Genomic DNA, 24,158 nt, shown 5'->3' with positions numbered 1-24,158 from the left:
CCGAACGACGCCCTTACCGGGCGTACAGTTTCGTCCCGAGCAACAGCGGGAGGTCCACGCCCTCCTCGGGGGAAACGGCGACGTAGGGGCGGTCGACGGGCCCGAACACGTCGACGACGCGGCCGACCGAATCGAGGTCCTGGTCGACGACTGCGGCCCCCATGTCCGGGTGGTCGTCGTCGGGACAGCGGACGACGGCCAACCCCTGGGCGGTCCTGACGACCTCGCCGACGCGCTTCATTCCCGGAGGGCGGAGACGTACGCCGCGACGGCTCCGAGGAGGTCGGATTTCGTGGCGTCGTCGGCGTCCTTCACGAGGACGCGACCCCGGGGCTCGTACTCCCGTGGATACGTCTTCTCGCGTTCGATGACGGCGTCGTAGCCGACCTGCTGGACCGCGCTGGCTATCTCGTCGACGGTGGGTTCGGGGACGGCGAGGTCCGCGGGGACGCGCCGGCCCTCGCTGCGCGATAGCTCCGCGTCGAGATAGGCGGGCCAGATGACGTTCTCGACCATAGTCGACGTGGGCGACGGCGGCGTAAAAAGAGGGCGGTTACGGCCGACGCGCGAGGAGCGCGGCGCCGAGGAGTGCGACGAGTGCGACGAGCGCACCGAAGCCGTCGCCGTCGCCGTCAGTCGAGTCCGGTTCGGTCGTCGACGGCTCCGGGTCATCCGGTGTCTGCTCCGGATCGGCCGGCGTCGCGTCGGATTCCAGTTCGGCCTCGGCGAACGCCTCGGCGATTGACTCCAGTGCGATGGCGATTCGGGGCGCCGGTTGACTGAGGTAGTTGCCGTTGATGGCGACGACCTGGTCGTTCTGGACGGCGAACGTCGACTCGTAGGCAGCCGTGTTGGGGACCCGACCCTCGTCGTCGGCGACGATGATTACCTCGGGGTTCCACTCCACGAGGGCCTCGTCGTTGATTTGGCCGTATCCCTCGACGCCGTTTTCGGCGGCGACGTTGACGCCGCCGGCGGTCGTGACGAGTTCGTCGATGAACGTCCCCGACCCGGCGGTGAAGTTGTCGGTGAAGTGCAGTACGCGCGGCGACTCGTAGGCGTCGGTGCCGTTCCGGACCGAGTCGATGCGGTTCCAGTACTCCTCGTTGGTCGCCTCGGCGGCATCACAGGAGCCGACGAGTTGGCCGGTCAGTTCGGTCTTGTCGGCGACGAACTGCAGGGAGTTGCCGAAGCCGAACTTGTAGACGGTCTGGTTGGCCTCTCGGAGGCTCTGGACGGTCTCGTCAGGGACGATGTTCGGTGCCAACACGATGTCGGCGTCGAGTTCGACGACGGCCTCCTGGTTGACGGAGAACCCGTCGTCGTTGAGGACGTTCGTCTTCCCGTCGATGCCCTCGAGGTAGTCGGTGTAGGAGCCGACCGGGGCGCCGACGACGCGGGCCTGGGCGTCGAGTTCCCACAGCGTCTGGGCGGCACTCGGCTGAAGCGCGACGATGCTGTCGGGCCGTTCCTCGACGGTCACGTTCGTCCCTGTGGCGTCGGTGGCAGTGAACGGAAACGAACAGTCGGCGTCTTCCTGTGCGGTCGCGCCCGCAGCGGGGGCGGCGGCCGCAGAGAGCGCGATGACGAGAAGCGCCGTGACGAAGACGGCAGTGTAGCGTCGGGTCATCGACCGAACAGAGAGACGAGGGCAATAAGTATTTGGCTAATCCAACCGCAGTTGTGTCTATGGTCTTCCGACGGGCGCTGGCGTGGTCGGCGGGGTTAGCCCTGCTGTTCGTCGCCGTCGTGCTCGTGAGCGCGACGCTCGGCTACGCCGACATCACGCCGCTGTCGGTTGCCTACGTCGTTTTGAACGCGGTCGCGGTGCCGACCGTCGACACTTCGGGAGTGGCCTGGGTTCACCCCTTCGAGTTCGCGGTGCCGGCGACGACCACGACTATCGTTCGGGAGATACGGCTCCCGCGCATCGTCCTCGGGGGCGTCGTGGGGTTCGCACTCGCATTGGCCGGCACCGTGATGCAGGGGTTCTTCCGAAATCCGATGGCTGACCCCTCGATAATCGGCGTCTCGACCGGTGCGGCCGTCGGTGCGGTCGCCTACATCGTCTTCGGCGCGGCGCTCACGTCGGCGGTTGGGGGCATCGTCCCCCAAATCGTCGCCGGGTGGGGACTCCCCGCCTTCGCGTTCGTCGGCGCCGTGGTCACCGCCTTCGGCGTCTACCTCATCGCCAGCGAGGGCGGCCGGACGCCCGTCGCGACGCTGCTTTTGGCCGGCGTCGCCATCCAGACGTTCCTCGGGGCGGTCATCTCGTATATGCTGTTGCACGCCGGCGACGGCCTCGAAGGAGCCGTCCACTGGCTGATGGGTCACCTTCAGTACAGCAGCTGGTGGCGGGTCCGGGTCGCCCTGCCGGTCGTCGCCGTCTTCTTCGTCCTGCTGTTGGCGTACGCTCGGGATTTGAACGTCCTGTTGCTCGGCGAGGACGACGCTCGAACCCTCGGTATCGAGGTCGAACGCACGAAGCGCGTGCTGCTTGCGGCTTCGAGCATCGTCACCGCCGCCGCGGTGGCGGTGTCGGGCGTCATCGGGTTCGTCGGCCTCATCGTCCCACACGCGATGCGGCTCGTCGTCGGCCCCGACCACCGGATACTGCTTCCGACGAGCGCGCTCGCGGGAGCGGTCTTTCTGGTCGCCACCGACACCGTCGCCCGGATGGGACCGGCGGAGATGCCCGTCGGCATCATCACGGCGGCGCTTGGCGCACCCTTCTTTCTGTATCTGTTGACGAAACGGGAGGTGCACGCGTTATGATAACGCTCGACTCCATCGGCGTCGAGTTGGGCGAGACGACCGTCCTCGATGGCGTCTCCCTGTCGGTCGACGACGGGCAGTTCCTCGCGCTCGTCGGTCCGAACGGAGCAGGGAAGACGACGCTCCTCCGGACGTGCAACGGCTTGCTGGAGCCGTCTCGTGGGACGGTCACCGTCGACGGACGGGACGTCTCGGAACTGTCGGCCAAAAAAGTCGGTCGGCTCGTCGCGACGGTGCCACAGGAGACCACCGTGGCGTTCGACTTCGAGGTGTCCGAGGTGGTCGCGATGGGACGGACGCCACACCGGTCGCGATTTTCGACGGCGAGTGAGGCCGACCGAGCCGCCGTCGAGTCGGCCCTCGACCGGACCGACACGGCGCAGTTCGCTGACCGCTCGGCCAGCGCGCTGAGCGGCGGCGAACGCCAGCGAGTCGTCTTCGCCCGCGCGCTCGCACAGGAGACGCCGGTGCTACTGCTCGACGAACCGACCGCGAGCCTCGACATCAACCATCAGGTTCGGACGCTGTCGCTGGCCCGCGACCTCGCGTCGGAGGGAAAGACGGTCGTCGCAGCCATCCACGACCTCGACCTCGCGGCGCGGTTCTGCGACAGCGTCGCGTTGCTCTCCGACGGAGAGATTCTCGCCAGCGGCCGGCCCGAAGAGGTTCTCGACGCCGAGCGTCTGGAGACGGCATTCGACGTGCGAAGCGCCGTCGGAACGAATCCCATCACGGGAACGCCGACGGTGACCCCGCTTTCGGACGCACCGCCGGGCGAGAAGCACGTCCACGTTCTCGGCGGCGGCCAGCGGGCCGCACGGACCATCGGTCGATTGGTCGACGCCGGCATCGAAGTGACGGCAGGCGTCCTCCCCGAGGGCGACGCCGCGGCGTCGACCGCTCGGAGCGTCGCGAGCGACCTGGTCACGGCGCCTCCGTTCGGTTCGGTCCCGGACGACCGGATTCGAGCAGCGAGTTCGCTGGCCGAGCGCGCCGACGCGACCGTCATCGCCGCCCCGCTCGACGACGCGAACGCGACGGTGGCCACGGCCAGCGCTCGACTCCTCGCGCTCGACGGCGTCGAGACGCCGAACGGACGGGCGGACGTCGTCACCGAGGCCGAGTTGACGGCCGCAGCCGAGGCGACGTCGCCGGCTCACTCACCCACGAAGCGGTCGTAAAGCAAATCGACGAGACCTGCAGCCACCATCATTGGGAGGAAAAGCGAGAAGACGACGACCAACGCCAGCGTGGCGGCCATCGTGTCCGTCGGCGGGTAGACGAGCGGCCAGACGGCGGCGAGCGGTTCCCGAAACCACACCACCGTCACGGCCAACGCGAGCAGTCCCGCGCCGATTCGTGCGGCGTCACGCCGCCGGTCGGGCGACCACGGGTCCTCGAAGGCGGAATCCATGGCGTTCCTTACGATGGGGACGGCCTACCACTTTCGCTCGAAGTGCCATGTTCCTTGTGAACAATCGACACAGTTTTGTGGGTCCTTCTACTAATAGTGTGGACGGAGGCAAACAGTATGTCGACGAGCCCCGATTGGACCCATCCGGCCGACGAGCGAATCCTTCGATTCCTCTCGGAGAACCCGCCGGACTACGTGCCGCTTATCGCCAATCGGCTCGGGATGCACCTCGGCTACGTCGAACGGCGCGTCGACACACTCGTCGACCACGGTTTGCTCGAACCGGTCAGTGGCGAAGTGATTTACGCGGTGACCGAACGGGGTGAGCGCTACCTCAAGGAGGGCACCGTCGCCATCGTCCCGAGCGACGACTGAGACGGTTCTCGTTCGTAAAAAATCAGTTCTGCCGTGTCGAACGGGCCTCCCGCACCTCTGCCCCATCCCGCAACTTGTCCTCGCAGTTCGGACAGACACGTACCGACGACATCTCTTGTGGTGCGAACACGCGGACGTAACTCTCCGTTACGAACCCTTCGCAGTTCCGGCAGTGTGGCATACGTTAGACGGGTAGTACCCAATCACAAGTATCTTTCCCCTGACCGGTGAAAAATACGTCCTCGCGGGGCCGACACGTTCAAATCGTCAGTTCGTTCCCACACTCCGTACACGTGAACTCGAAGGTGTTCTCCTCGGTGAGCGAGAGACCGTGGCCAGTCTCCTCGCCGCACTCGCTGCAAGGCATCACCGATTCGATGGAGTCCCAGTCGTGTTTCGACGACGGCGCTCCGAATGCGAATCCGACCACCGGGTGGTCGTTGTCGGCGTCGTTAGAGCCCTCTTGGAACTGCCCCGGCGGGAACCGAATCACTTCGCCGGCACCGACCGTGACCGATTCGGTGGCGTCGGTGCTTGGTTCGTCCGCGACCTCGAACGTCGCCTCCCCGGACTGGACGTAGAACACCTCCTCTTGGTCGTGGTGGGTGTGGAGTCCACCGGAGAAGGACTCGCCGGGCTCGAGTTCGAAGTAGTTCATCGCGAAGTGGTCGGTGCCCAGCGCATCCGAGACCGGCCGTCTGACGCTGTGGACGCCCAGCGGACTCAACTCGATGTCGACATCGTCGATGGCAACCTTGCGCATGCGTCTTTCAGTTGTCCCGTCCGTATAAACAGTTTCCCGGTTGTAGACGGTGCGAAAATACCCGTGGTGACCCAAACGATTACCCCAATGGGTGTGATACACGGGACACGAACAGTCCATGCGATACTTCGACCTCGTCCTCACGTCGGAACACAACGGGATTCACCCGGTCGACGCGGAGCTGTCCCGTATCGACGGGGTCGGACGCGAAGCGCTGCTCCACATCGACTCCTTCGGCGACGGCACCGGCGTGTTGCTGTACCGACTCAACGGCGACCGCGACGCCGTCGTCGAGGCGGTCGAAGCCCACGACTCCGTCATCAGCTACGACGTCCTCGACGTCGAAGCCGAGAACACCTTCCACCTCTACGTCCACGTCCACCCGGGCGAACCGGCAGGGACGCTGATGGCGCTGTGTTACGAGTTCGCGCTCATCATCGACACGCCCATCGAGTTCACCGACCGCGGCGGCGTCCTCGTCACCATCGTCGGCACCCACGATATGCTCAGAGAGGCGCTGAAAGCCGTCCCCGACCACATCAGCGTCTCGATTCAACAGGTCGGCCAGTACTCCCCCGGTACACGTGACATGCTGTCGATGCTGACCGACCGCCAGCGGGAAGTGTTCGAAACCGCCGTCGAGATGGGGTACTACGACATCCCCCGACAGGTCAATCAGGGCGAGTTGGCCGACGAACTGGAGTGTGCGCCCTCCACCGTCGACGAACACCTCCGGAAGGCCGAATCGAAGATGCTGTCGGCGCTGCTCCGGTCGACGGACCCAGCCTAGCTCCTCGCGCTCCGACTCCACTTCGTTCCGTCAAAAAGCCGGATGAGATGATTGTGAACCGGGGTCGGAGCGGAGCTGTTCTCGATTCGAATCCCACGCTCGGCTTTCGCCTCACGTCGTTCGGCAGAAGAAGCCGGAGGAGGGATTTGAACCCTCGACCTATTCCTTACGAAGGAATCGCTCTGCCAGCTGAGCTACTCCGGCGCGCCTATTCCACCGTGGGAGGATAATCGCAATAAGGGTTGCGAACTACTTCGAGGGACGCGACTACAGGCTATCGTTGCGACGGTACAGCCGGATACCCGAGACGACGAGCAGCAGCGCGGCAATCGCGACGCCGAGGAGAACGCTCGTTCCCATCGATTCGGTCAAACCGGCGGCTTCGTTGAGGGGGCCGTCACCACCAGCGTCGTCGCCGGGGGCGGCGGTGGGTGTTGTCGTTTCCGTTTCGGAATCAGCCGGCGTTGCCGTCCCGTCACTCCCGGACGGCGTCGGTGCCGCCGTCGGAGTGGGCGTCGACTGGGTCGTCTGGACCGCGAACAGCGAGAATCCGGGCGTGGTCGCCTCGAAGGTCAACTCGCCACTCTCGGACTCGCTTACCGTCGTTTCGAGGGTGTCCCACTCGCCATCCCCGTCGTCGTAGTGACCAAGCACGACCCGCTCGGCGTCGGCATCGAGCGAGTCGGCATCGGCTGACATGGTGATGGTGGCCGACTCGTTTTCGAGTTCCTCGGGCACCTCGATTGTCATCGCCCGTATCATCGTCCCGGGCGTGGCGGGGACGCCCTCGGGGAGCGCCTCGTGGACCGTCACCGTGACGTTGCCCGACGCCCCCTCGGCGAAGGTGATGGAATCGAGCATGCCGATGTCGAACTCGACGGTCGTGCCGGGCTGGTCGGGTGCGGCGTCCTCGAGGGGTTGGGTCGCCGTCGCTGCGGCGTTGTCGTCGGCAGCGGAGTCGTCGGTCGAGTCATCCGCGGGGGCGCCACCTCCGCCTCCGCCGCCGCCACCGCCGGAACTCGGGGGCGAGTCCCCGGAGCCGCCGGAGGGACCGGAGTCGTCATCTGCGTTTTCAGTTCCGTCGTCGGTTCCGTCGCCAGTGTTATCGTCGCTATCGTTGCTGCTGTCTTCTTCGCCGTCTTCGCCATCATCGTTCTCACCGTCTTCGCCATCATCGTTCTCACCGTCTTCGCCATCATCGTTCTCACCGTCTTCGCCATCACCGTCGGAGTCGCCATCGTCACCATCGCCGATTCCATCCTCACCACCACCGTCGTCACCACTGCTGTCTTCGTCCTCTCCCTCGTCTCCTTCGTCAGCCCCGGAGTCCGAACCACCGACTGAGACGCTCCCCGCCGACTGGGTCACGTCGTCGCCCCCGGCGTTGGTCGTCACCGTCAGGTTGGCGTCGGAGGCGTTCTCGCCGACATCGAAAGCGAGGCCGCTCTCGTTGGCGCCCTGAATCGTCAGCGAATCGCCCGCGGAACTGTCGCCGTCGACGTCGAGGACGAGCGAGTCCGGCGTTACGTCGGCGACCGTCGCAGTGAAGGAGTCGCTCTCGGAGACGACTTCGACGCTCTGAGAGTCGTCGAACGAGACGCCGTCGCCGCCGGTCAGCGAGACGGTGAGTTGGCTCCCATCGGCGACCAGCCCGCCGTGTTCGTCGGCGACCGTAACCGACACCGACTGGTCGCCGGCGGTGGCGTTCGAACTTCGTTCGACCGAGGTGTTCACCCCCTCGACGGTCGGCGAGCGGACGGACACTTGGGTGTCGCCGTCGGCCGCCACACGCGTCGAGTCGGTGTTGTTCACGGGGTCGTACTTCACGTCGAGTGCCGCATCGAAGTCGGGAGTCTCGTCCGCAGTCGCACCCGTCACGTTGAACCGGACGTTCTGGACAGTGAGATAGTCGTCGTGGTCGAGTTGGCAGTAGACTCTGAAGAACAGCACGTTGCCTTGAACGTAGGCGTTTCTGGTGCCCGTCGATTCGGCGAGATTGTCCCGGTGACACCGGTTGCTGGTCCGAATTTCGAGGTCGTCGATCGAAGAGCGGTCGAAGGCGATTCGGTCGGCGTACTCCTCGGGGATGAAGACGCCGACGAACTCGCCCCGTTCGTGAAAGCCGTTGGTCCGGGCGTTCTGTGGGTCGGGTTGCAGCGAGAATCCGGCGCCACCGTCGGGACCGCCGTCGACGCCGCGTGCGACGATCGAGCCGAATCCGGCGGCCGTCATTCGCTCCGGTTCGACCGTCGTTGTTCCGGTCGCGTTTCCGAACGACCACGTCGCCTCGGTGGTTGTCGCATCCGACGTGGCGACGAACCGAAGTCCGTCGACGGCGATTTCGGTGTCGGTTCCGTCTTCGGTGTCGACCGCAATCGAGAGTTCCCGTTCCGACAGCATCGTCTCAGAGACCGTCCCGTTGGTCGCGGTCACCGAGACCGAACTCGCCTCGGTGTCGAACGTCACGCCGCCGTCTTCGGGGAGCGTCAGCGTTGCCGTCCCATCGGCCGGGAAGCCGTTGGCCTCGTCCTCCGTGAACCGCAGCGTGGCCGGCCCGGCATCGGCGGTCGCGATTGCCGGTTGTCCATCCGCCCCAGCAGTCACGCCGACGCTATCCGGCCCGGCCGTCGCCTCTCCGGTGTGTGTCCGGGTTTCGTTCTCGGCCGTCTCCTCCGACTCGGTCGTGTTCGTCCCGCTGTCCGTTTCGGACCTGTTCTCGGTGCTGTCGGTACTGTCGCTGCTCGTGTCGTCGGTCGTGAAACTCGACGAGGTGTCGAGGTCTGCCGTCGCCGACCCGGCCACCGCGACAGAGCCGCCGACGAGAGCACAAATCATCACGGCGACCAACAGCAGCGAACGAACACGCTCCGTGGTTGTCGATTCGGTACGCATATTCTGGGGAACCCCTGGTTACTACGACGGTTCTCACATCACTCTAAAGGAGTTCTGACAAACGCATCCAAATGATTGCGTGAGGGCCTCTCACCGGGAGCGACGAAGGCGAACGTCGAGACAGACGTTGCGCTCGTGGGGAGCATACGACCGCACGTCGTGTCTGGTTTCGACGGTGACCTCGTAGGCCGGTTCGGCGGCCGCCCGGATTGCGGCCTCGCCGGGACCGAACGGGTCGGTGTCGTGTTGGATGTCGTAGTAATGAACCACACAGTCGTCGCCGGCGAGTTCGACGGCGGTGTCGAGGAACTCGTCGGCGCTGTGGGGGAGATTCATCACGATTCGGTCAGCCCAGTCATCGTACCCCTCGACCGCCCGAACGTCGCCTTCGATGGCAGTCACGCGGTCTTCGACGCCGTTCCGCTCGGCGTTTCGACGGAGGTACTCGATGGCGGCTTCGTTGAGGTCGACACCGACTGCGTCGGCGCCTCGCTTCGCGGCAGGGATGACGAACGGCCCGACGCCGGCGAACATATCGAAGAAACGCTCGCCCGACTCGACCTGTTCGGTGACTCGGTGGCGCTCGGTCGCCAGTCGCGGCGAGAAGAACACGTGGGCGATGTCGAGTTCGAACGCACAGCCGTACTCGCGGTGGACGGTTTCGGTCGTCTCACCGGCGAGTACGTCCCAGTTTCGAACCCGGAGTTCACCTTCGATTGGCGAGGCGCGGTTGACGACCGTCTCGATGGGGAGGTCCGAATCCATGAGCGCGTCGGCAATTTCGTTGGCGCGTTCGTCGTCGTCCTCGTCGATGATGGCTATCTTGCCGAGTCGCTCGTAGGAGGGGTCGAAGCCGAGCAGGTCTTTCGGAAGCATCTGCCCCTCTCGAACGGGTGCGTCCCGGTAGACTAAGTCGCCGTCGACCGCGGTCGGGTCGAGTGACTCCTCGACGGGGATGTAAATGTCGCCGTCGACAACCTCGATTTCGTAGCCGTCGGCGATAGCGTCCGCTTCGGCGAGTCGCTGTCTGGTCTCCTCGCCGCGCTCGCGGGGGACGCGGACGCAGGGAACGGTCATTACGGGCGGTCGGCGGGCGTGGGCGGTAAGCCTGACGCTTCCGCGGCCGGCGAGCGCGGCGCTTTTGACCGCGGGCCCCCGAACGGAGGTATGCTCACCTTCGTTGGTCTCGGCCTCTACGACGAACGCTCGATAACCGTCGAGGGGCGGGAGGCGATTCGGTCGGCCGACCGCGTCTTCGCGGAATTTTACACCAGCAAACTCGCCGGAGCGAGCGTCCAATCCCTCGAATCCTACCACGACACCGACATCGAGGTCCGGGACCGCCCCGGCGTCGAATCCGACCCCGGCCCGATACTCGACGCTGCCGAGGACGGTGAGTGCGTCTTCCTCACCGCCGGCGACACGATGATTTCCACCACCCACGTCGACCTGCGACTCCGGGCCGCCGAGCGCGGCATCGAGACCCACGTCGTCCACGGGACGACCGCCGAGGCGGCCGCTGCCTCCCTGACCGGCCTCCAGAACTACCGCTTCGGAAAGGCGACGACGCTCCCCTTCCCCTATGCCCACGGCGCCGACGGCGTTCCGGGCAGCGTCCACGACACCATCGCCGACAACCGCGAGCGCGGACTCCACACCCTCGTCTACCTCGACATCAAGGTCGGTACCGGACCGTCGGGAATCGACCCCGACCACGAGGAGTACATGACAGCCGACTACGCCGCCGAGCTGCTCTCCGAGGAACTCGATTGTGTCGGCTGTGTCGTCGCCCGCGCGGGAAGCCCTGACCCGGTGGTCGCCGCCGACCGACTCGATTCCCTCGCCGACCGAAGCTTTGGCGACCCACTGCACCTGCTCGTGATTCCGGGCGACCTCCACGTCATCGAACACGACGCGCTGTCGACGTTGGCAGGCGCACCCGAGGAGTCGCTTCCCGACCCGGTGTAGAGAAGGCGAGTCAGTCGTCGCTGGTCGGCCGTTCGGTCACCGCATCCTTGGCATCAGGTAGCAGTCCGAGTTCCGACGCCGTGTCGCGGTCCTCGCCGGTCGCCATGTACGCCACGTCGTCGATGATGACGAGCAACTCGGGGAGTTCGCGGATGACGAACCACGCGATCGCCACCAGCGCGACGACCGACAGCAGCTGGCTGATGACGCCCTCTGCGACGATGTGGGACACCATGTAGGGGTCGGATTCGCCGAACAGCGTCAGTAGATAGGGCGTATAGGGCCCGTCGAACCACTGGTGGCCGAAGGCGAGCCCGATGAACGTCGTCCGGATGATGTTGAGGACGTAGATGATGGAGATAGAGACGGCCAGCGCCCGGAGCTTGCGTCGCAACGGCGCCCGGACCGCGGCGATACAGCCGGCGAAGATAGCCATACTCCCCAGCGCCGTACACGCCATGATGATGTTGTAGACGATGCCGGCGTGGTTCGGGTCGGCCGTCTCGAAGAAGAACGCGGCGTGGAACCCCTCGTAGGCCGGCCGCTCCGGCCCGATGGGTTGCAGCGTCGGGTCGTAGCCGAGTAACGACATCAGCGACGCCGTCTGGCTGGCGACGTGTTCGACCAACAGCTGTCGGACCAGCGGTATCGTCTCCGCCGGGAGGTAGATGACCCCCATCACCGCCACGGCCCGCGAGAGGACGAACAGCGAGTCTCGCCCGTCGACGAGCAGGTAGCCAGCGTACAGACACGCCGGCACCCCGACGAGAGCGAGCAACGCCTCGACGAAACTGTTCTGCTCGAAGAAGAAAAACGGCGCGAGCAGCAGCCAGAAGACGGCGAACAGCCCCCACGCAGCGCCGACGACGTAGCGTGCGAGGTCCGGACGCCATCGCTCGGCGAGGACGCCGCCGCCGAACAGCGCGATGAGAACCCACGCCAGCGGGTCCGTCACCGCCAGTACGTCGAAGGGGAGCATCTATGCGTACCGACAGGAAGGGTCGGTGCGGTAAAATCCTTGTTGGCCCGTGTCCAGTCCACGCGGAACCGTCACCAGAACACTTCGTCGGCGCGGTGGCCGTCGGTGTACGCCGCCAATCCCTCACCCGTCACGCCCGTGATGTGGAGGTCGTCGTACAGCGTCGAGTGGGTGTAATCGAGGAACGTCATCGGGAACACGAGGCCGCCGTCTTCGCGGATGACGCTCGTAACGCCCGTGAAGGCGTGTTTGTGCCGCCGGTCGCTGATGTAACAGGCCGCGACCGGAACGCTCTGTTGCCACGGGCCGACCGCTTGAAGCGCGTCTATCGAGCGATGGACCAACTCCCAGCAGAACAGCCCCGTCCCGTCGTTTTCTAAAATCGCCTCGAAGGTGACCTCCCCCTCGAAGTGCTTCCGGAGGTCGACGGTGCCGAAGGCGACGTTGTCTTCGACGGAGCCGGCGAGATACCGAGGGATGTCGTACCCCGCGTGCTCGCGGAACCCCGCAACGAGACCGTCGACGAGGGCTTCGATTTTCGCTGGGGCGACATCGGCGAACCGCTCGACGATGGCCGGGTCGACGGTTCGGTCACGACGGCCCCGAACAGCCGCGACGGCGTCGGGGCGAGCGTCGGATTGCGTGACGCGCTCGAAGAACGCCTCCGGTTGGCTGAACTCGAAGGTGTAGTCGCCAGCCAACAGCGCTTCGCCGTCGGCGAACAGCGCGGCGAGGCGCCCACCGAGACCGAGTTCCGAATCGACCTCGCGGGCATCGTCGATAGAGTCCTCCCTGAACTCGAGTCGGTGCGTCGCGTCGTCGTTCCACGCCGTGACGCCGTTCTCGACGAGGCGAAGCCGCGTGCCGTCGACCGTCTCGTCGTAACTCGGCGTCAAGCGCTCGGTGACGACCGGAGCGAGGTCCTGCTCGTGGAGGTTCGTCCCCATGCCGAGTTGGCCGTACCCGAGCGTCGTGTTGTGAATCGCCTTCGCCGCACCGACTCCGCCGAGCGTCGCGCCTGCACCTGCGAGAAAGCGCCGCCTCGATACCTCACGGAGACCCTCCAGCCGTGAGTCCTCGGTCACGGCTCGGGGTCACCTCCGTCAGTGGCCGTCTGTGGCGAGCGGAGGGTCACCTCACTACCCGTCAGCAGCGACAGCAGTTCCTCGGCGATGTCCAACAGTTCGGGCAGCCACCGCGAGACGAGCCAAGCGACGCCGATGAGCGCGAACACCGCGAGCCCCTGTGAGAGGATTCGGTCGGCGACGAAAAACGACACCCGCCCGGGGTCCGACAGCCCGAAGACGAACATCACCGGCCCTTCGAGCCACGCGTAATCGAACCACTGGTGGCCGTTCGCCAGGGCGATGAAGGCGTTTCGGCCGAGGTTGAGCACCCAGATGATGGACACCGACGCGACGGCTGCGGTCACTTTCCGGCGGAGCGGCGCGTCGACGGCAGCCGAGAGGCCGCCGAAAATCGCCATGCTCGCCAACCCGGTGCAGGCGAAGACGATTTGGGAGGACCGACCCGTCGCCGGGAAGAAGAACGTGTTCACGTACCCCGATTCGTCGAAGGGGTCCTCGACGAGTTCCATTCCCCCGCCGTAGCCGAGTGCCTCGATGAGCCACGCCGTCTGCGTGGCGACCGTCTCGATGAGGAACTGCCGGGCGACGGGCGAGGTCTCGAAGGGCAAGTACAGCAGCCCCATGAACGCGACGGCTCTGGAGACCACGAGCAGCGAATCTCGGCCGTGATACAGCCGCCAGCCGACGTACAGACACGCCGGAACGGCGATGGCGACCAACACCGTCTCGACGATGCTCCGGTGGACGAAGACGTAGAAGTGGATGAGGAGCAGCCAGAACACGGAAAACAGCCCCCACGCGCCCGCGGTCAGTTTTCGGGCCGCCGCACGGCGGTCCGTCGACTCCGCGAGCACGCCGGCGAAGAAAACAGCGACGATAATCCACGCGAGCACGTCGGTGACCGGCAACACCGATGGGCCACTCGTCGGGAGCGCGGAGAGACTCATTGTCGAAGCAATACAGGACGACGAGTATATGTTTTGTCGTCGAAGGCGCGACGAGCGCACGGCCACGGGACGGCGCCGCTGCTCCGTGGTGGGACGTCGGTGGCTGTGGGAGAAAAAAGACGGTTACGGCGACTCCGTCGCCGCTTAGGGTCGACTACCGCGTGACTACTTCCACTTCGTGCCCGTCGTTCGTCTTCGTGAACGCATAGCGGTTGTCGCAGGATTCGGGGTCACGGTAGTCGGCGGCGTCGCGGGTCATCAGCGTCTCCCACGTCGAATCGAGGTCGTCACATCGGACGGCGACGTGGCCCCACGCGTCGCCCATCTCGTAGCTCCGGCCGTCGTAGTTGTAGGTCAACTCGACGCTCATCGCCTCCTCGGCGGCGTCTTCGGGCTTCATGAAGTACAGCGCGAAGTCGTCGAACTCGGCCCGGCGGAAGAGGTCGTACTCCAGTTTCCGGCTGAACCAGCCGATGGCCTCGTCCGCGTCCTCGACGCGGAGCATGGTGTGGTCGAGACTCCACTTCTCGCCGTGGTCGCGTTTGACCAACTCGATTTCGTGGCCGTCGGGATCTTTCACGAAGGCGTAGCGGTTGTCGCAGGACTCGGGGTCGCGATAGTCCTCGACGCCGCTTTTCATCAGTTCGTCGTAGGACTCCTGCAGTTCGTCCTCGGGGACGCGGACCGCGATGTGCCCCCACGCGTCGCCCATGTCGTAGGTGCGTCCATCGTGGTTGTAGGTGAGTTCCAGCAGCGCACCTTCCTCGTGGACGTTCTCGGGGCCGAGAAAGACGTTCGTGAACGTGTCGGCCTCCCAGCGGCCCTTTTCCTCGTAGTCGAAGTGGGTGGTGTAGAACTCCAGGGATTCCTCTAAGTCCTCGACGCGCATCATTACGTGGTCCAGTGTCGCGTGCATACTCGGACCGACGAGTCCGCGACAGGAAAACGTAGCGGCGGCGGCAGTCGGCCACCGTCGGCCGTATGACCTATACGGTCTCGTCGGGTCATTGAACGCATGGACCTCCACCGACGCGACGTACTGAAAGCGACGGCCGCCCTCCCGCTGGCGACAGTTGCTGGCTGTACTGGCGTTCTCGACGGCGGTGAAACGCCGGCATACAACGACAGCACGCCCAAAGACGGCGCAAACGACGACGCCGGCGTGTTCTTCGTCCACATCGACGCCGAGTGGCTCCGACGCTACGATGGCGAGGAAGAACTCCCCTACGCCGAGGAGCTCCCGGACGCCGTCGACATCGACATCGGTTCCGACACCGCGCCGGTGAACGTCGACCCGCTGGTCGCCTACCCCACCGCCGGTCTCCTCATAGGGAGCATCGGCCTCGGGTTCGGACTCGTTCCATATGGGTTCGCCGACCGGCTTCTCGGCCCCCTTGGCGATGGGGAACTCCCCGAGGAAACCGCCGACAACGACACCGATTCGTCGACGGCGACTCCCGATTCAGGGAACGAACTCCGCGTCGATTCGATGCTGCTCGTCGACGGCGTCGGTGTCTTCCGTGGCTCCTTCGACGCCGATGCCGTCGTCGCCGCCTCCGAGGGGTTCGAACCCGGCGAGGAGCGGGGCGACTTCGAGGTGTACGAGGGCACCGGCGAGGGCTTTCTCTCGACGGAGGGGTTGGCCTTCGCAGTCCGCGAGGACACGCTCGTCACGCTGTTGGACAGCGAATCGAGCCTCGACACCGTACTCGACACCATCGCCGGCGAAACCGAACGGTTCGGCGAGGCCGACGACAGCGGGTGGGCACTGGAGACCGCTGGCAACGGCCACGTCACGCTGGGTGCGTGGGGAATCGACCCCGAATCGGGCGGTGCGGGCGGAGAGGAGGCCGACACCGGTCAGTTCGTAGAGAGCGGCCCAGTGCTCGAATCCGCAACAGGCCTCGTGAGTTCCTTCACGCTCGGACCCGAGGAGGGAACGGCGTCCCTCGCGGCCGTCTATCCGGAGGGAGAGGTGCCCGACCGGGCCACGATCGAAAACGAAATCGGCACATCGGCGACGACGCGTGACGTTTCGGTCGATGGAGTCCGCGTCGCTGTCGACGGAACGTGGCGCGTTTCCGAGGACTCAACCCCAACTGAAACCGAGTCCTAATCCAGCGGGCCGAGGCCTTTCTGTCGAGCCAGCGGCCAGTAGTACCACCACACGACGGTCCAGGAGGCGATGGCGCCGAGCGGAATCACCGGAAACTCCGAGAGTGGAAGCGCGTATGTCCGAAACAGTCCGTAGGACACCTGTGCATGGGCGACGCCGGCGAATGCGAGTAGGCCGCCGGTGAGCCGAGGGTCCTCGAAATCCCAGAGGCCGGACACCGCGCTTGCGAGCGCGCCCGTGTAGAGAAGTATTCCGGCCGGCCACGCTTGCAGTCGACGTGGGAGGGCGTCGGTGTAGACGAAGAGGAACTCGTAGACGTTGGTCAGATGGAGCGGGTCGAGACTCACCAGTCCGAACGAGAAGACGAACGTCGTCTGGCCGACGAGGAGGACGGTCCACGGGAGCAGCCCTACCGCGATTACGGCGAGCAATCTGCGACGTGCGGCCGAGTCGTCGCTCACGGCGATCACTTCCGGGCGACGATTCGCAGGACGTCCTCGTCGTGGAGTTCGTGGTCCCTCCCGACCTGCTGTTCGTCGTGTTTTGCCGATGAACCGGTGACCCGAGCGAACCGGAACCGCTCGTCGAAGCTCCCGCCGAGTTTGTCGATGGCGTCGTCGACGGTGTTTTCCTCCTCGGTGAGGATGAGCGGTTCCTCGCGGTCGACGCCGCGCCCCGGCTTGTCCATGTAGATGCGGATGAGGCCGAGTTCCTCCCAGATAGTCTGTTTCAGGGAGTCCAGTCCTTTCTCCTCTTCGGCGCTGATGAAGACCGCTTCCTCGGGGTCGATGTCGTGGTCCCGCAACTGCTCGTTGACGGTTTCGAGGTAGTCGGGTTCGATGAGGTCGGCTTTGTTGACACAGACCATCGACGGGAGGTACTCCCGATTGGCCTGTAGTGAGTCGACCAACTGGTCGATGGTGAGGTCCTCGCGGATGGTCACGTCGGCGTTGACGTAGTCGTACTCCCGGAGGACGCCCATGATAGTATCGTCGTCGAGGGTCACCCGGTCGGAGGTGGTGAGGTTGATGCCGCCTTTGTGCTTCTTGCGGATGTTGACCTGCACCGGCTCGGTGTCGAGGCGAACCTTGTTTTTGTACAGTTCTTCGCGCAGGCGCTCGTACTGCTGAATCTCGAACACCGACAGGACGAACAACACGAGGTCGGCGGTTCGGACGACCGACAGGACGGCCTGGCCGCCGCCGCGGTTCTCGGCGGCACCCTCGATGAGGCCGGGCACGTCGAGCAGTTGGATGTTCGCGCCGTTGTACTCCAGCATGCCGGGGTTGACATCGAGCGTCGTGAACTCGTAGGAACCGACCTCGCTGTCGGCGTTCGTGAGGGCGTTGAGGAGCGTCGATTTGCCGACGGAGGGGAACCCGACCAACGCGACGGTCGCGTCGCCGTGTTTCTCGACGGCGTAGCCACCGCTACCGCCTCCGGAGGACTGTCTGCGTTCGAGTTCCTCTTTTTTCTCGGAGAGTTTGGCCTTCAGCCGACCGATATGCTGTTCGGTCGATTTGTTGTACGGGGTGTTGGCGATCTCCTCTTCGATCGCCTCGATCTCCTCTTTGAGCCCCATTACGCGAGTACTGTCGTCGGTGCCGAAAAAGGCGTTCGGTTGTGCCTCACTCGCCCCGAGCGCGGGGATTATATCGCGACAGCGATAAGCGGCGGTATGGAGGGCAAGAAGAAACTCGCCTACAGCCTCATCTGTGTCGGATTGGCCTTCGTCGGCGTCTTCCACTTCGTCTTCTCGACGCTGTTCGGCTACGGCTTCCGGCAGGTGAGCGGTATCCTCATCGTCGCCGCGATATTCGGTCTCCTGCTCGTCAACGCCTGATTCGAACCACGTTCGGACGGGTTTCAACAATTTAATGACCGGGTACAAGAAACAATTTCTCGATGGCAAGCCCCTCCAGTCTCCGCGACAGCACCCAGATCGTTCTCCCGTGGGCGTCGCTGGACGGGGTGCAAGCCGACCTCGAAGCGCAGTTCACCGTCACCGTCTACGACGAGGGAAACGCTGCCCGCATCATCGGTAGCCCCGTCGTCATCAAGGAGGTCAGCGAGTATCTGGTTCGACAGGGTATCTCGCTCCCCTAGGAGACGACCGGCGATGGCTGAGACTGCACCACACGCCGGAGTGAATCGACAACCCTTAAAGTCGCGGCGATAGTTCGTTTCGATATGGCTGGAACTATCGAAGTGCTCGTCCCCGGCGGGCAGGCCAACCCCGGACCGCCGCTCGGCCCGGAGCTCGGCCCAACCCCCGTGGACGTGCAGGCGGTCGTCAACGAAATCAACGAACAGACCGCGGCGTTCGACGGCACGGAAGTGCCCGTCACCGTCGACTACGACGACGACGGGTCGTTCAGCATCGACGTGGGTGTGCCGCCGACGGCGGCGCTCATCAAGGACGAACTCGGCTTCGAGACCGGCAGCGGCGTCCCCCAGGAGGACTTCGTCGCCGACATGTCCGCAGAGCAGCTGAAGAAAATCGCCGAGCAGAAACTCCCCGACCTGCTGGCCTACGACGCCCGCGGCGCCTCCAAGGAGGTCGCCGGCACCTGCGTCTCGCTCGGCGTCACCATCGAGGGCGAGGACGCACGCACCTACAAGCAGCGACTGGAAGACGGCGAGTTCGACGACACGTTTGCCGAATCCGAAGCCGCAGCGTAATCCGGGCGGTAATTATCCGTCCAGCAGTCACACCGCGAACTTTTGACTGCGCCACTCCTCGATAGAGACGTGAACGACGACGAAGCGACAGCTCTGGAGGGTCACCCGGTTTTGCTGTTCGATGGGGTCTGTAACCTCTGTAACGGCCTCGTCCAGTGGGTCATCGAGCGTGACCCGGAGGGGCGGTTCCAGTTTTCGGCCCTGCAATCCGACGCCGGCCAGCGACTGCTTGAAGCCCACGACCTGCCCACCGAAGATTTCGACACCTTCGTCCTCGTCGATGGTGAGAACTACTACACCAAGTCGACCGCAGCGTTACGTGTTCTGAAGGGCCTCGGGCTTCCGTACTCGGCGCTGTATCCCGCAGTGGTCCTGCCGCGCTTCGTTCGAGACCGTATCTACGACTTCGTCGCCGACCACCGCTACGGATGGTTCGGGAAGCGCGAGTCCTGTATGATGCCCGACGAGAGCCTCGAATCGCGGTTCCTCGAGGAGTGAGAGGCGTCGGCACGCCGAAAGCGGTTCGACGGCCTTAAGTGCGTCATACTCCTCGCTCGATACGAGACAGGCGTAGCCTGTTTCACACCGTAGTAGCCCACGTGGCTGCGACTACGGAGGTGAACGATGGCAGATTCGATACAGGACGCAGTATCTCGCGCACTCGACGAGGCACCCGAGCGGAACTTCCGTGAGACGGTCGACCTCGCTATCAACCTGCGCGACCTAGACCTAGACGACCCCAACAACCGGGTAGACGAGAGCATCGTCCTACCGTCGGGTACGGGCCAGGACACGCGTATCGTCGTGTTCGCCGAAGGTGAGACAGCGATTCGCGCCCAGGACGTCGCAGACGACGTCCTGGACGGCGACGAGCTGGAAGACCTCGGAGACGACGACGACGCGGCGAAAGACTTGGCGGACGACACTGACTTCTTCATCGCCGAGGCCGACATGATGCAGGACATCGGTCGCTATCTGGGTACCGTACTCGGTCCCCGTGGTAAGATGCCGACGCCCCTGCAGCCCGACGACGACGTCGTCGAGACGGTCAACCGGATGAAGAACACCGTTCAGGTTCGCTCCCGCGACCGACGGACGTTCCACACGCGCGTCGGCGCGGAGGACATGTCTGCCGAGGACATTTCCGACAACATCGACGTCATCATCCGTCGACTGTTCACGGACCTCGAGAAGGGCCCGCAGAACATCGACGCGATTTACGTGAAGACGACGATGGGGCCGGCCGTGGAGGTGCCCGCATGAGCGCCGAAGCCGAACGCAAAACCGAGACGATTCCGGAGTGGAAACGGGAGGAAGTCGACGACATCGTCGCGTTCCTCGAACGCTACGACTCCGTCGGCATCGTCGACGTCACCGGCATCCCGAGCCGCCAACTGCAGGACATGCGCCGTGAACTGCACGGCACCGCAGCCCTGCGCGTCTCGCGGAACACGCTCATGGAGCGGGCGCTCGAAGAGGTCGACGACGGCCTCGAGGACCTGACCGAGCACGTCGCCGGGCAGGTCGGACTCATCGGCACGAACGACAACCCCTTCGGGCTGTACAAACAGCTCGAGGAGTCGAAGACGCCGGCACCCATCAACGCCGGAGAAGTCGCGCCGAACGACATCGTCATCCCCGAAGGCGACACGGGTGTCGACCCGGGTCCATTCGTGGGTGAACTCCAGTCCATCGGCGCCAACGCCCGCATCGACGAGGGCTCCATCAAGGTGATGGAGGACTCGACGGTGCTGTCGGCCGGCGAGGAGGTCTCACAGGACCTCGCGAACGTGCTCGGCGAACTCGGCATCGAGCCGAAAGAGGTCGGTCTCGACCTCCGCGGCGTGTTCTCCGACGGCGTGCTGTTCGCGCCGGAGGAACTCGCCATCGACGTCGAGGAGTACGAAGCGGACATCCAGTCCGCTGCCGCAGCGGCGCGGAACCTCTCGCTCAACGCCGAGTACCCGACGGCCCAGACGGCGCCGTCGATGCTGGCGAAGGCCGCCGGCGAGGCCAAGTCCGTGGGCATCTCTGCCGCAGTGGAGAGCCCCGACCTCGCCGACGACCTCGTCTCGAAGGCGGACGCACAGGTCCGCGCGCTCGCAGCGGTCATCGACGACGAGGAGGCCCTCCCGGAGGAACTCCGCGGCGTCGAAGAGCCTGCCGACACGGGTAGCGAGCCCGAAAGCGAGGGCGAGGAGACGGCCGACGAAGACGAAACGGAAGCGGAAACTGACGAAAGCGATGCCGAGGACGCCGACGACACCGAAGACGGTGACGGCGGCGACGCCCTTGGCGACATGTTCGGGTGACTTACAATGGAATACGTTTACGCAGCACTCATCCTGCACGAGACCGGTGAAGAGCTCAACGAAGACAATCTGACGGACGTACTCGACGCAGCGGGCGTCGATGTCGAGGAATCCCGCGTCAAGGCGCTCGTCGCCGCGCTGGAGGACGTCGACATCGAAGAGGCCATCGAGACGGCCGCGGCCGTTCCCGCCGGCGGTGCCGGTGGCGCCGCGGGCGGTGCGGCGGAAGAGTCCGCCGACGAGGCCGACGAGGACGCCGAAGAAGAAGCCGAAGAGGCCGAAGCGGAAGAGGAAGACGAGGACGACGACGACGGCGGCGAAGGCCTCGGCGAGCTGTTCGGCTAACTCCGGACACACCTTCTTCATTTTATCGACTGCACAGCGGCAGCACCGGCCGAGGGTTTACCTATCGGGACGCGACCAACTCTCCGCGATGGAACTCGTCTTCACGCCCCGTGAAACCGCCGTCGCGCTCGGCTTCGTGTTGGGTGGCGTCGCCCTGGGAACTACGAGCGGTCTCGTTCCAGGCCTCCACGCCAACAACATGGCGCTCGTCCTCGCGGGCGTCGCCCCGTCGGTTCCGGGGCCGCCGCTGTACGTCGGGATGGCGATGCTGTCGGCCGGCGTCGTCCACACGTTTCTCGACATCGTACCCGCGTTGGCCCTCGGTGTCCCCGACGCTGCGATGGCCGTTACTGCACTCCCGGGGCATCGACTCGTGTTGGAGGGGCGAGGCCACGAGGCGTTGCGACTCTCGGCGCTCGGCAGCGGCGCTGCAGTGGCACTCGCGGCACCGCTGGCGATTCCGGTGACGAGAGCGATGGCCGCGGTCTGGCCGACGCTGCGTTCGAACCTCACGGTCGTCTTGCTCGGCGTAGTCGCGGCGTTGGTGCTCACCGAGCGCGGCCTCCTCGCGAAAGGTGTCGCCGTGGGTTCGCTGACGGCGAGTGCGTTACTCGGGCTCGGAACCTTGGAACTCTCTCCGGAGGCACCGCTGTCGGCGGGCGGCATGTTGGCGCCGCTGTTCGCCGGCCTGTTCGGGGCGCCAGTACTGCTCGATGCGCTCGACGGGGACGGCGTACCACCGCAGGACGACGCCGGCGTCGCGCTGTCGAAGGGGTCTGTCGCCGGGCTGGCGGGCCTCGGAACGCTTTCCGGTGCCGTCGTGGGCTACGTTCCCGCAGTGTCGAGCGCTATCGCGTCGACGCTGTCGTTGCTCGCCGTTCCGGGCCGTCACGGTGCCCGCGGGTTCGTCGTCACGACTTCGGGTGTTAACACGGCGAACTGCGTCTTCGCGCTGTTCGCGCTGGTCGCACTCGGTGCCCCACGAACGGGCGTCCTCGTGGCTGTCGAATCGGCCGGCGTCCCGCTGTCGCTTCCGCACCTGCTCGTCGCCGTGGGCGTCGCGGCGGCCGTCGGATTCGTCGCCGTCCCGGCGGTGGGCGACCGGTATCTGTTGGCCGTCGGTCGAATGGACCCAACACGTCTTTCGGTGGCCGTGTTGGTCGGACTCGCCGGACTCTCGTGGCTGTTCGCAGGAGGGCTTGGCGTGGCTGCCTACGTCGCCGCGACGATTGTCGGGTTGGTTCCCGCGCGGTTCGGTGCCAGACGGGCGAATTTGATGGGCGTACTCATCGGGCCAATCGTAGTCGGGTGAAAAGAGCCGTCAGAGTTTCAGGCCGGGTGCTGGACGCCTTCCAGGAGGCGGTCGATTCGGTCGGTTTCCTCGATATCCTTCGGGTGGACGCCCAGCGCGACGACGAAATCGCTCTCGCTTTGGGTCTGTGCGATGTGGATGAAGACCTCGACGCTCTCGCCGTTCGTCTGTGCTTCGGCCTCGAACCGAGAGACGGTAACCGTCTCGCCGAGCAGTGACCCGTCGCGCTCGTCGACGGGCTGGACGTTGTCGATGCCGTCGTACTGCTCTTGGAGCCGCAAAGCGAGTTCCTTGTTGTCCAAATCGTCGATGGGGTTGAACGCCTTGCCGGCGATTTCGACTTGCGGGGTGGAGAGGACGGTGAACCGAGCGAGTTCCCCACTGAGACCGAGGCCGATGTCGACCGACCGGGAGTACTCCGCGAGCATGTTCACAACCTTAACGGTTCGGTCGACCTGCTCGAAGTTCCGCTCTCGTACGTCCTCTTCGACGGACTGTTCTTCGTAGTCCGTGTCCGAGCGGGCCTGCTCGGAAACCGTCGCCGTTGCCGCCTCGAACCGGGCCTCGTCGCCGGTGATGAGGTCGGTACAACCTGCCATACTACCCACGAGCAGTGCCGAGGGAACGCCGGCAAGCACCGTGCGTCGTTTCATACTCGACGGTATCATGTCGGTGGTGTATAAGTTACGTGGCCGTCGTGGCAACGTATTTCACGGCACGCGTTCTCAGCGGTCACACGCCGCCAAACCCGACGGTCCGTTGTCTCCAGCGGACGGAGACGATGATAGCAAACACAAGTTATGAACAAATAATGAGAAATTTCCGGGAATTTATATACCATCATAACTAGTGAAGAATATGCTTTGCACACCGGAGGTGGCCGCATGAGTTCTCGAAAGCAGTCCGAGGCGGAGTTACAGGAACTGGTTGGAAAACTATCAAAAGACGGCGGCGGCAACGGTACGGGCGACCCCGCTGCACGCACCGAACAGCTCGTGACCGACACCTCCGGGACGCTCGCGCCCGAAGGCTGTCTGAACATCGACGATGGACTCGTGAAACAGTCCCTCTCCCCGCTGCTCCTGTTGCTCGTCGGGCTTCGAACCGACGACGCCCACGGGAAGGGCATCATGGAGGACCTCACCCGATTCTTCGGTGCCGATCTGAGTCCGGGAACCGTCTACCCGGCGCTTCACGACCTCGACGAGGATGGCCTCCTCGAGATGCACGAACTCATCCAGACCAAAGAGTACCGCATCGACGACCGCGAAGCGGTCCGAGAGACGCTCGAAGACGCGATGCAACAGCACCTCGCGTTGGGCTTCGTGTTCCAACAGGCGCTCGACGAAATCGACCCGACTGACGAATAACCTCCAACCCTCCTCCGGATTCGGTGCGGA

Annotated in this window: 30 protein-coding genes and 1 tRNA gene; 15 read left to right on the top strand and 16 right to left on the bottom strand. The window is 64.9% G+C overall.

Annotation, left to right across the window (positions count from 1 at the left end):
* Nucleotides 1-13: 13 nt before the first annotated feature.
* The 3 genes from HWX69_RS09445 to HWX69_RS09435 are packed head-to-tail and all read right to left on the bottom strand — an operon-like array spanning nt 14 to nt 1,630.
* The gene (locus HWX69_RS09445) at nt 14-241 is read right to left on the bottom strand and encodes an H/ACA ribonucleoprotein complex subunit GAR1 (RefSeq protein ID WP_178916870.1); all 228 of its coding nucleotides are present in this window, start codon (nt 239-241) and stop codon (nt 14-16) included.
* The gene (gene srp19 / locus HWX69_RS09440; protein ID WP_178916869.1) at nt 238-516 is read right to left on the bottom strand and encodes a signal recognition particle subunit SRP19; all 279 of its coding nucleotides are present in this window, start codon (nt 514-516) and stop codon (nt 238-240) included. Before srp19 ends, HWX69_RS09445 begins: the two co-directional genes overlap by 4 nt.
* Nucleotides 517-553: 37 nt before the next feature.
* Complete coding sequence (locus HWX69_RS09435; RefSeq protein ID WP_178916868.1) at nt 554-1,630, bottom strand: PGF-CTERM-anchored ABC transporter substrate-binding protein; 1,077 nt, start codon at nt 1,628-1,630, stop codon at nt 554-556.
* Nucleotides 1,631-1,689: 59 nt separating this feature from the next.
* On the opposite strand from HWX69_RS09435, the gene btuC reads away from it, so the two are divergent.
* Both btuC and HWX69_RS09425 read left to right on the top strand, forming a co-directional pair.
* Nucleotides 1,690-2,775: a vitamin B12 ABC transporter permease BtuC gene (gene btuC, locus HWX69_RS09430; RefSeq protein WP_178916867.1), complete on the top strand. Its 1,086-nt coding sequence runs from the start codon at nt 1,690-1,692 to the stop codon at nt 2,773-2,775.
* Nucleotides 2,772-3,956 carry a heme ABC transporter ATP-binding protein gene (locus HWX69_RS09425; protein ID WP_178916866.1) on the top strand — a complete coding sequence of 395 codons (1,185 nt, stop codon included), beginning with the start codon at nt 2,772-2,774 and terminating at the stop codon, nt 3,954-3,956. The genes btuC and HWX69_RS09425 overlap by 4 nt, the downstream gene beginning before the upstream one ends.
* Here HWX69_RS09425 and HWX69_RS09420 read toward each other — a convergent pair.
* Complete coding sequence (locus tag HWX69_RS09420; RefSeq protein WP_178916865.1) at nt 3,932-4,189, bottom strand: hypothetical protein; 258 nt, start codon at nt 4,187-4,189, stop codon at nt 3,932-3,934. The genes HWX69_RS09425 and HWX69_RS09420 overlap by 25 nt on opposite strands.
* A 117-nt stretch (nt 4,190-4,306) precedes the next feature.
* On the opposite strand from HWX69_RS09420, the gene HWX69_RS09415 reads away from it, so the two are divergent.
* On the top strand, nt 4,307-4,564 hold the full coding sequence (locus HWX69_RS09415; RefSeq protein ID WP_178916864.1) for a helix-turn-helix domain-containing protein: 258 nt from the start codon (nt 4,307-4,309) through the stop codon (nt 4,562-4,564).
* 22 nt (nt 4,565-4,586) lie between these two features.
* Here the strand turns inward: HWX69_RS09415 and HWX69_RS18480 are convergent, their stop codons facing one another.
* Both HWX69_RS18480 and HWX69_RS09410 read right to left on the bottom strand, forming a co-directional pair.
* Complete coding sequence (locus HWX69_RS18480) at nt 4,587-4,745, bottom strand: DUF7563 family protein (RefSeq protein WP_463605612.1); 159 nt, start codon at nt 4,743-4,745, stop codon at nt 4,587-4,589.
* Nucleotides 4,746-4,823: 78 nt separating this feature from the next.
* A complete protein-coding gene (locus HWX69_RS09410) occupies nt 4,824-5,327 on the bottom strand; it encodes a cupin domain-containing protein (RefSeq protein WP_178916863.1) in 504 nt (167 codons plus the stop codon).
* A 118-nt stretch (nt 5,328-5,445) separates the two neighbouring features.
* On the opposite strand from HWX69_RS09410, the gene HWX69_RS09405 reads away from it, so the two are divergent.
* Nucleotides 5,446-6,117: a helix-turn-helix domain-containing protein gene (locus HWX69_RS09405; protein ID WP_178916862.1), complete on the top strand. Its 672-nt coding sequence runs from the start codon at nt 5,446-5,448 to the stop codon at nt 6,115-6,117.
* Nucleotides 6,118-6,248: 131 nt separating this feature from the next.
* Here the strand turns inward: HWX69_RS09405 and HWX69_RS09400 are convergent.
* The 3 genes from HWX69_RS09400 to HWX69_RS09390 form a co-directional block, all read right to left on the bottom strand.
* Nucleotides 6,249-6,321 (bottom strand) — tRNA-Thr (locus tag HWX69_RS09400).
* 63 nt (nt 6,322-6,384) lie between these two features.
* Nucleotides 6,385-9,009: a PGF-pre-PGF domain-containing protein gene (locus HWX69_RS09395; RefSeq protein ID WP_178916861.1), complete on the bottom strand. Its 2,625-nt coding sequence runs from the start codon at nt 9,007-9,009 to the stop codon at nt 6,385-6,387.
* A 90-nt stretch (nt 9,010-9,099) separates the two neighbouring features.
* The gene (locus tag HWX69_RS09390; RefSeq protein ID WP_178916860.1) at nt 9,100-10,086 is read right to left on the bottom strand and encodes a class I SAM-dependent methyltransferase; all 987 of its coding nucleotides are present in this window, start codon (nt 10,084-10,086) and stop codon (nt 9,100-9,102) included.
* A gap of 90 nt (nt 10,087-10,176) precedes the next feature.
* Between HWX69_RS09390 and dph5 the strand changes: the two genes are divergently transcribed.
* A complete protein-coding gene (gene dph5, locus HWX69_RS09385; protein WP_178916859.1) occupies nt 10,177-10,977 on the top strand; it encodes a diphthine synthase in 801 nt (266 codons plus the stop codon).
* Nucleotides 10,978-10,987: 10 nt separating this feature from the next.
* On the opposite strand, the gene artA (HWX69_RS09380) is transcribed toward dph5, so the two are convergent.
* The 4 genes from artA (HWX69_RS09380) to HWX69_RS09365 all read right to left on the bottom strand — a co-directional run bounded on the left by artA (HWX69_RS09380) (nt 10,988) and on the right by HWX69_RS09365 (nt 14,907).
* Nucleotides 10,988-11,956: an archaeosortase A gene (gene artA, locus HWX69_RS09380; RefSeq protein ID WP_178916858.1), complete on the bottom strand. Its 969-nt coding sequence runs from the start codon at nt 11,954-11,956 to the stop codon at nt 10,988-10,990.
* A gap of 71 nt (nt 11,957-12,027) precedes the next feature.
* A complete protein-coding gene (locus HWX69_RS09375) occupies nt 12,028-13,041 on the bottom strand; it encodes a hypothetical protein (RefSeq protein WP_178916857.1) in 1,014 nt (337 codons plus the stop codon).
* Nucleotides 13,038-13,991, bottom strand: coding sequence for an archaeosortase A (gene artA / locus HWX69_RS09370; protein WP_218644773.1), 954 nt, complete (start codon nt 13,989-13,991; stop codon nt 13,038-13,040). The genes HWX69_RS09375 and artA (HWX69_RS09370) overlap by 4 nt, the downstream gene beginning before the upstream one ends.
* 154 nt (nt 13,992-14,145) lie before the next feature.
* Nucleotides 14,146-14,907: a VOC family protein gene (locus tag HWX69_RS09365; RefSeq protein WP_178916856.1), complete on the bottom strand. Its 762-nt coding sequence runs from the start codon at nt 14,905-14,907 to the stop codon at nt 14,146-14,148.
* Between the two features lie 99 nt (nt 14,908-15,006).
* Here HWX69_RS09365 and HWX69_RS09360 point away from each other — a divergent pair, with 99 nt between their 5' ends.
* Nucleotides 15,007-16,107, top strand: coding sequence for a hypothetical protein (locus HWX69_RS09360; RefSeq protein ID WP_178916855.1), 1,101 nt, complete (start codon nt 15,007-15,009; stop codon nt 16,105-16,107).
* Here the strand turns inward: HWX69_RS09360 and HWX69_RS09355 are convergent.
* Both HWX69_RS09355 and HWX69_RS09350 read right to left on the bottom strand, forming a co-directional pair.
* The gene (locus HWX69_RS09355; RefSeq protein WP_178916854.1) at nt 16,104-16,568 is read right to left on the bottom strand and encodes a TIGR04206 family protein; all 465 of its coding nucleotides are present in this window, start codon (nt 16,566-16,568) and stop codon (nt 16,104-16,106) included. The genes HWX69_RS09360 and HWX69_RS09355 overlap by 4 nt on opposite strands.
* Nucleotides 16,569-16,573: 5 nt before the next feature.
* Nucleotides 16,574-17,689 (bottom strand): OBG GTPase family GTP-binding protein, encoded by a 1,116-nt coding sequence (locus HWX69_RS09350; RefSeq protein WP_178916853.1) that lies wholly within the window; start codon nt 17,687-17,689, stop codon nt 16,574-16,576.
* Nucleotides 17,690-17,785: 96 nt separating this feature from the next.
* Here HWX69_RS09350 and HWX69_RS09345 point away from each other — a divergent pair, with 96 nt between their 5' ends.
* The 8 genes from HWX69_RS09345 (at nt 17,786) to HWX69_RS09310 (ending at nt 22,758) form a co-directional block, all read left to right on the top strand.
* Entirely contained in the window at nt 17,786-17,950 is a 165-nt protein-coding gene (locus HWX69_RS09345; protein WP_178916852.1) for a hypothetical protein, read from the top strand.
* Nucleotides 17,951-18,012: 62 nt separating this feature from the next.
* On the top strand, nt 18,013-18,213 hold the full coding sequence (locus HWX69_RS09340) for a VNG_1110C family protein (protein WP_178916851.1): 201 nt from the start codon (nt 18,013-18,015) through the stop codon (nt 18,211-18,213).
* 84 nt (nt 18,214-18,297) lie between these two features.
* Nucleotides 18,298-18,789 carry a 50S ribosomal protein L11 gene (locus HWX69_RS09335; protein ID WP_178916850.1) on the top strand — a complete coding sequence of 164 codons (492 nt, stop codon included), beginning with the start codon at nt 18,298-18,300 and terminating at the stop codon, nt 18,787-18,789.
* Nucleotides 18,790-18,858: 69 nt separating this feature from the next.
* Nucleotides 18,859-19,287 carry a thiol-disulfide oxidoreductase DCC family protein gene (locus tag HWX69_RS09330; protein ID WP_348643001.1) on the top strand — a complete coding sequence of 143 codons (429 nt, stop codon included), beginning with the start codon at nt 18,859-18,861 and terminating at the stop codon, nt 19,285-19,287.
* Between the two features lie 126 nt (nt 19,288-19,413).
* Nucleotides 19,414-20,052: a 50S ribosomal protein L1 gene (locus HWX69_RS09325; protein WP_178916849.1), complete on the top strand. Its 639-nt coding sequence runs from the start codon at nt 19,414-19,416 to the stop codon at nt 20,050-20,052.
* On the top strand, nt 20,049-21,101 hold the full coding sequence (locus tag HWX69_RS09320) for a 50S ribosomal protein L10 (RefSeq protein ID WP_178916848.1): 1,053 nt from the start codon (nt 20,049-20,051) through the stop codon (nt 21,099-21,101). The genes HWX69_RS09325 and HWX69_RS09320 overlap by 4 nt, the downstream gene beginning before the upstream one ends.
* A 6-nt stretch (nt 21,102-21,107) precedes the next feature.
* Entirely contained in the window at nt 21,108-21,446 is a 339-nt protein-coding gene (rpl12p, locus tag HWX69_RS09315) for a 50S ribosomal protein P1 (protein ID WP_178916847.1), read from the top strand.
* Nucleotides 21,447-21,534: 88 nt separating this feature from the next.
* Nucleotides 21,535-22,758, top strand: coding sequence for a tripartite tricarboxylate transporter permease (locus HWX69_RS09310; RefSeq protein WP_178916846.1), 1,224 nt, complete (start codon nt 21,535-21,537; stop codon nt 22,756-22,758).
* A gap of 17 nt (nt 22,759-22,775) precedes the next feature.
* Here HWX69_RS09310 and HWX69_RS09305 read toward each other — a convergent pair whose 3' ends face one another.
* On the bottom strand, nt 22,776-23,411 hold the full coding sequence (locus HWX69_RS09305) for a DUF6517 family protein (RefSeq protein ID WP_178916845.1): 636 nt from the start codon (nt 23,409-23,411) through the stop codon (nt 22,776-22,778).
* Nucleotides 23,412-23,642: 231 nt separating this feature from the next.
* Between HWX69_RS09305 and HWX69_RS09300 the strand changes: the two genes are divergently transcribed.
* The gene (locus HWX69_RS09300) at nt 23,643-24,128 is read left to right on the top strand and encodes a PadR family transcriptional regulator (protein WP_178916844.1); all 486 of its coding nucleotides are present in this window, start codon (nt 23,643-23,645) and stop codon (nt 24,126-24,128) included.
* Nucleotides 24,129-24,158 lie beyond the last annotated feature (30 nt).

Source organism: Natronomonas gomsonensis (assembly GCF_013391635.1).
GTDB lineage: Archaea > Halobacteriota > Halobacteria > Halobacteriales > Haloarculaceae > Natronomonas > Natronomonas gomsonensis_A.
The sequence above is the reverse complement of the archived record's forward strand: the minus strand, read 5'-3'. Positions and strand labels throughout refer to the sequence as shown.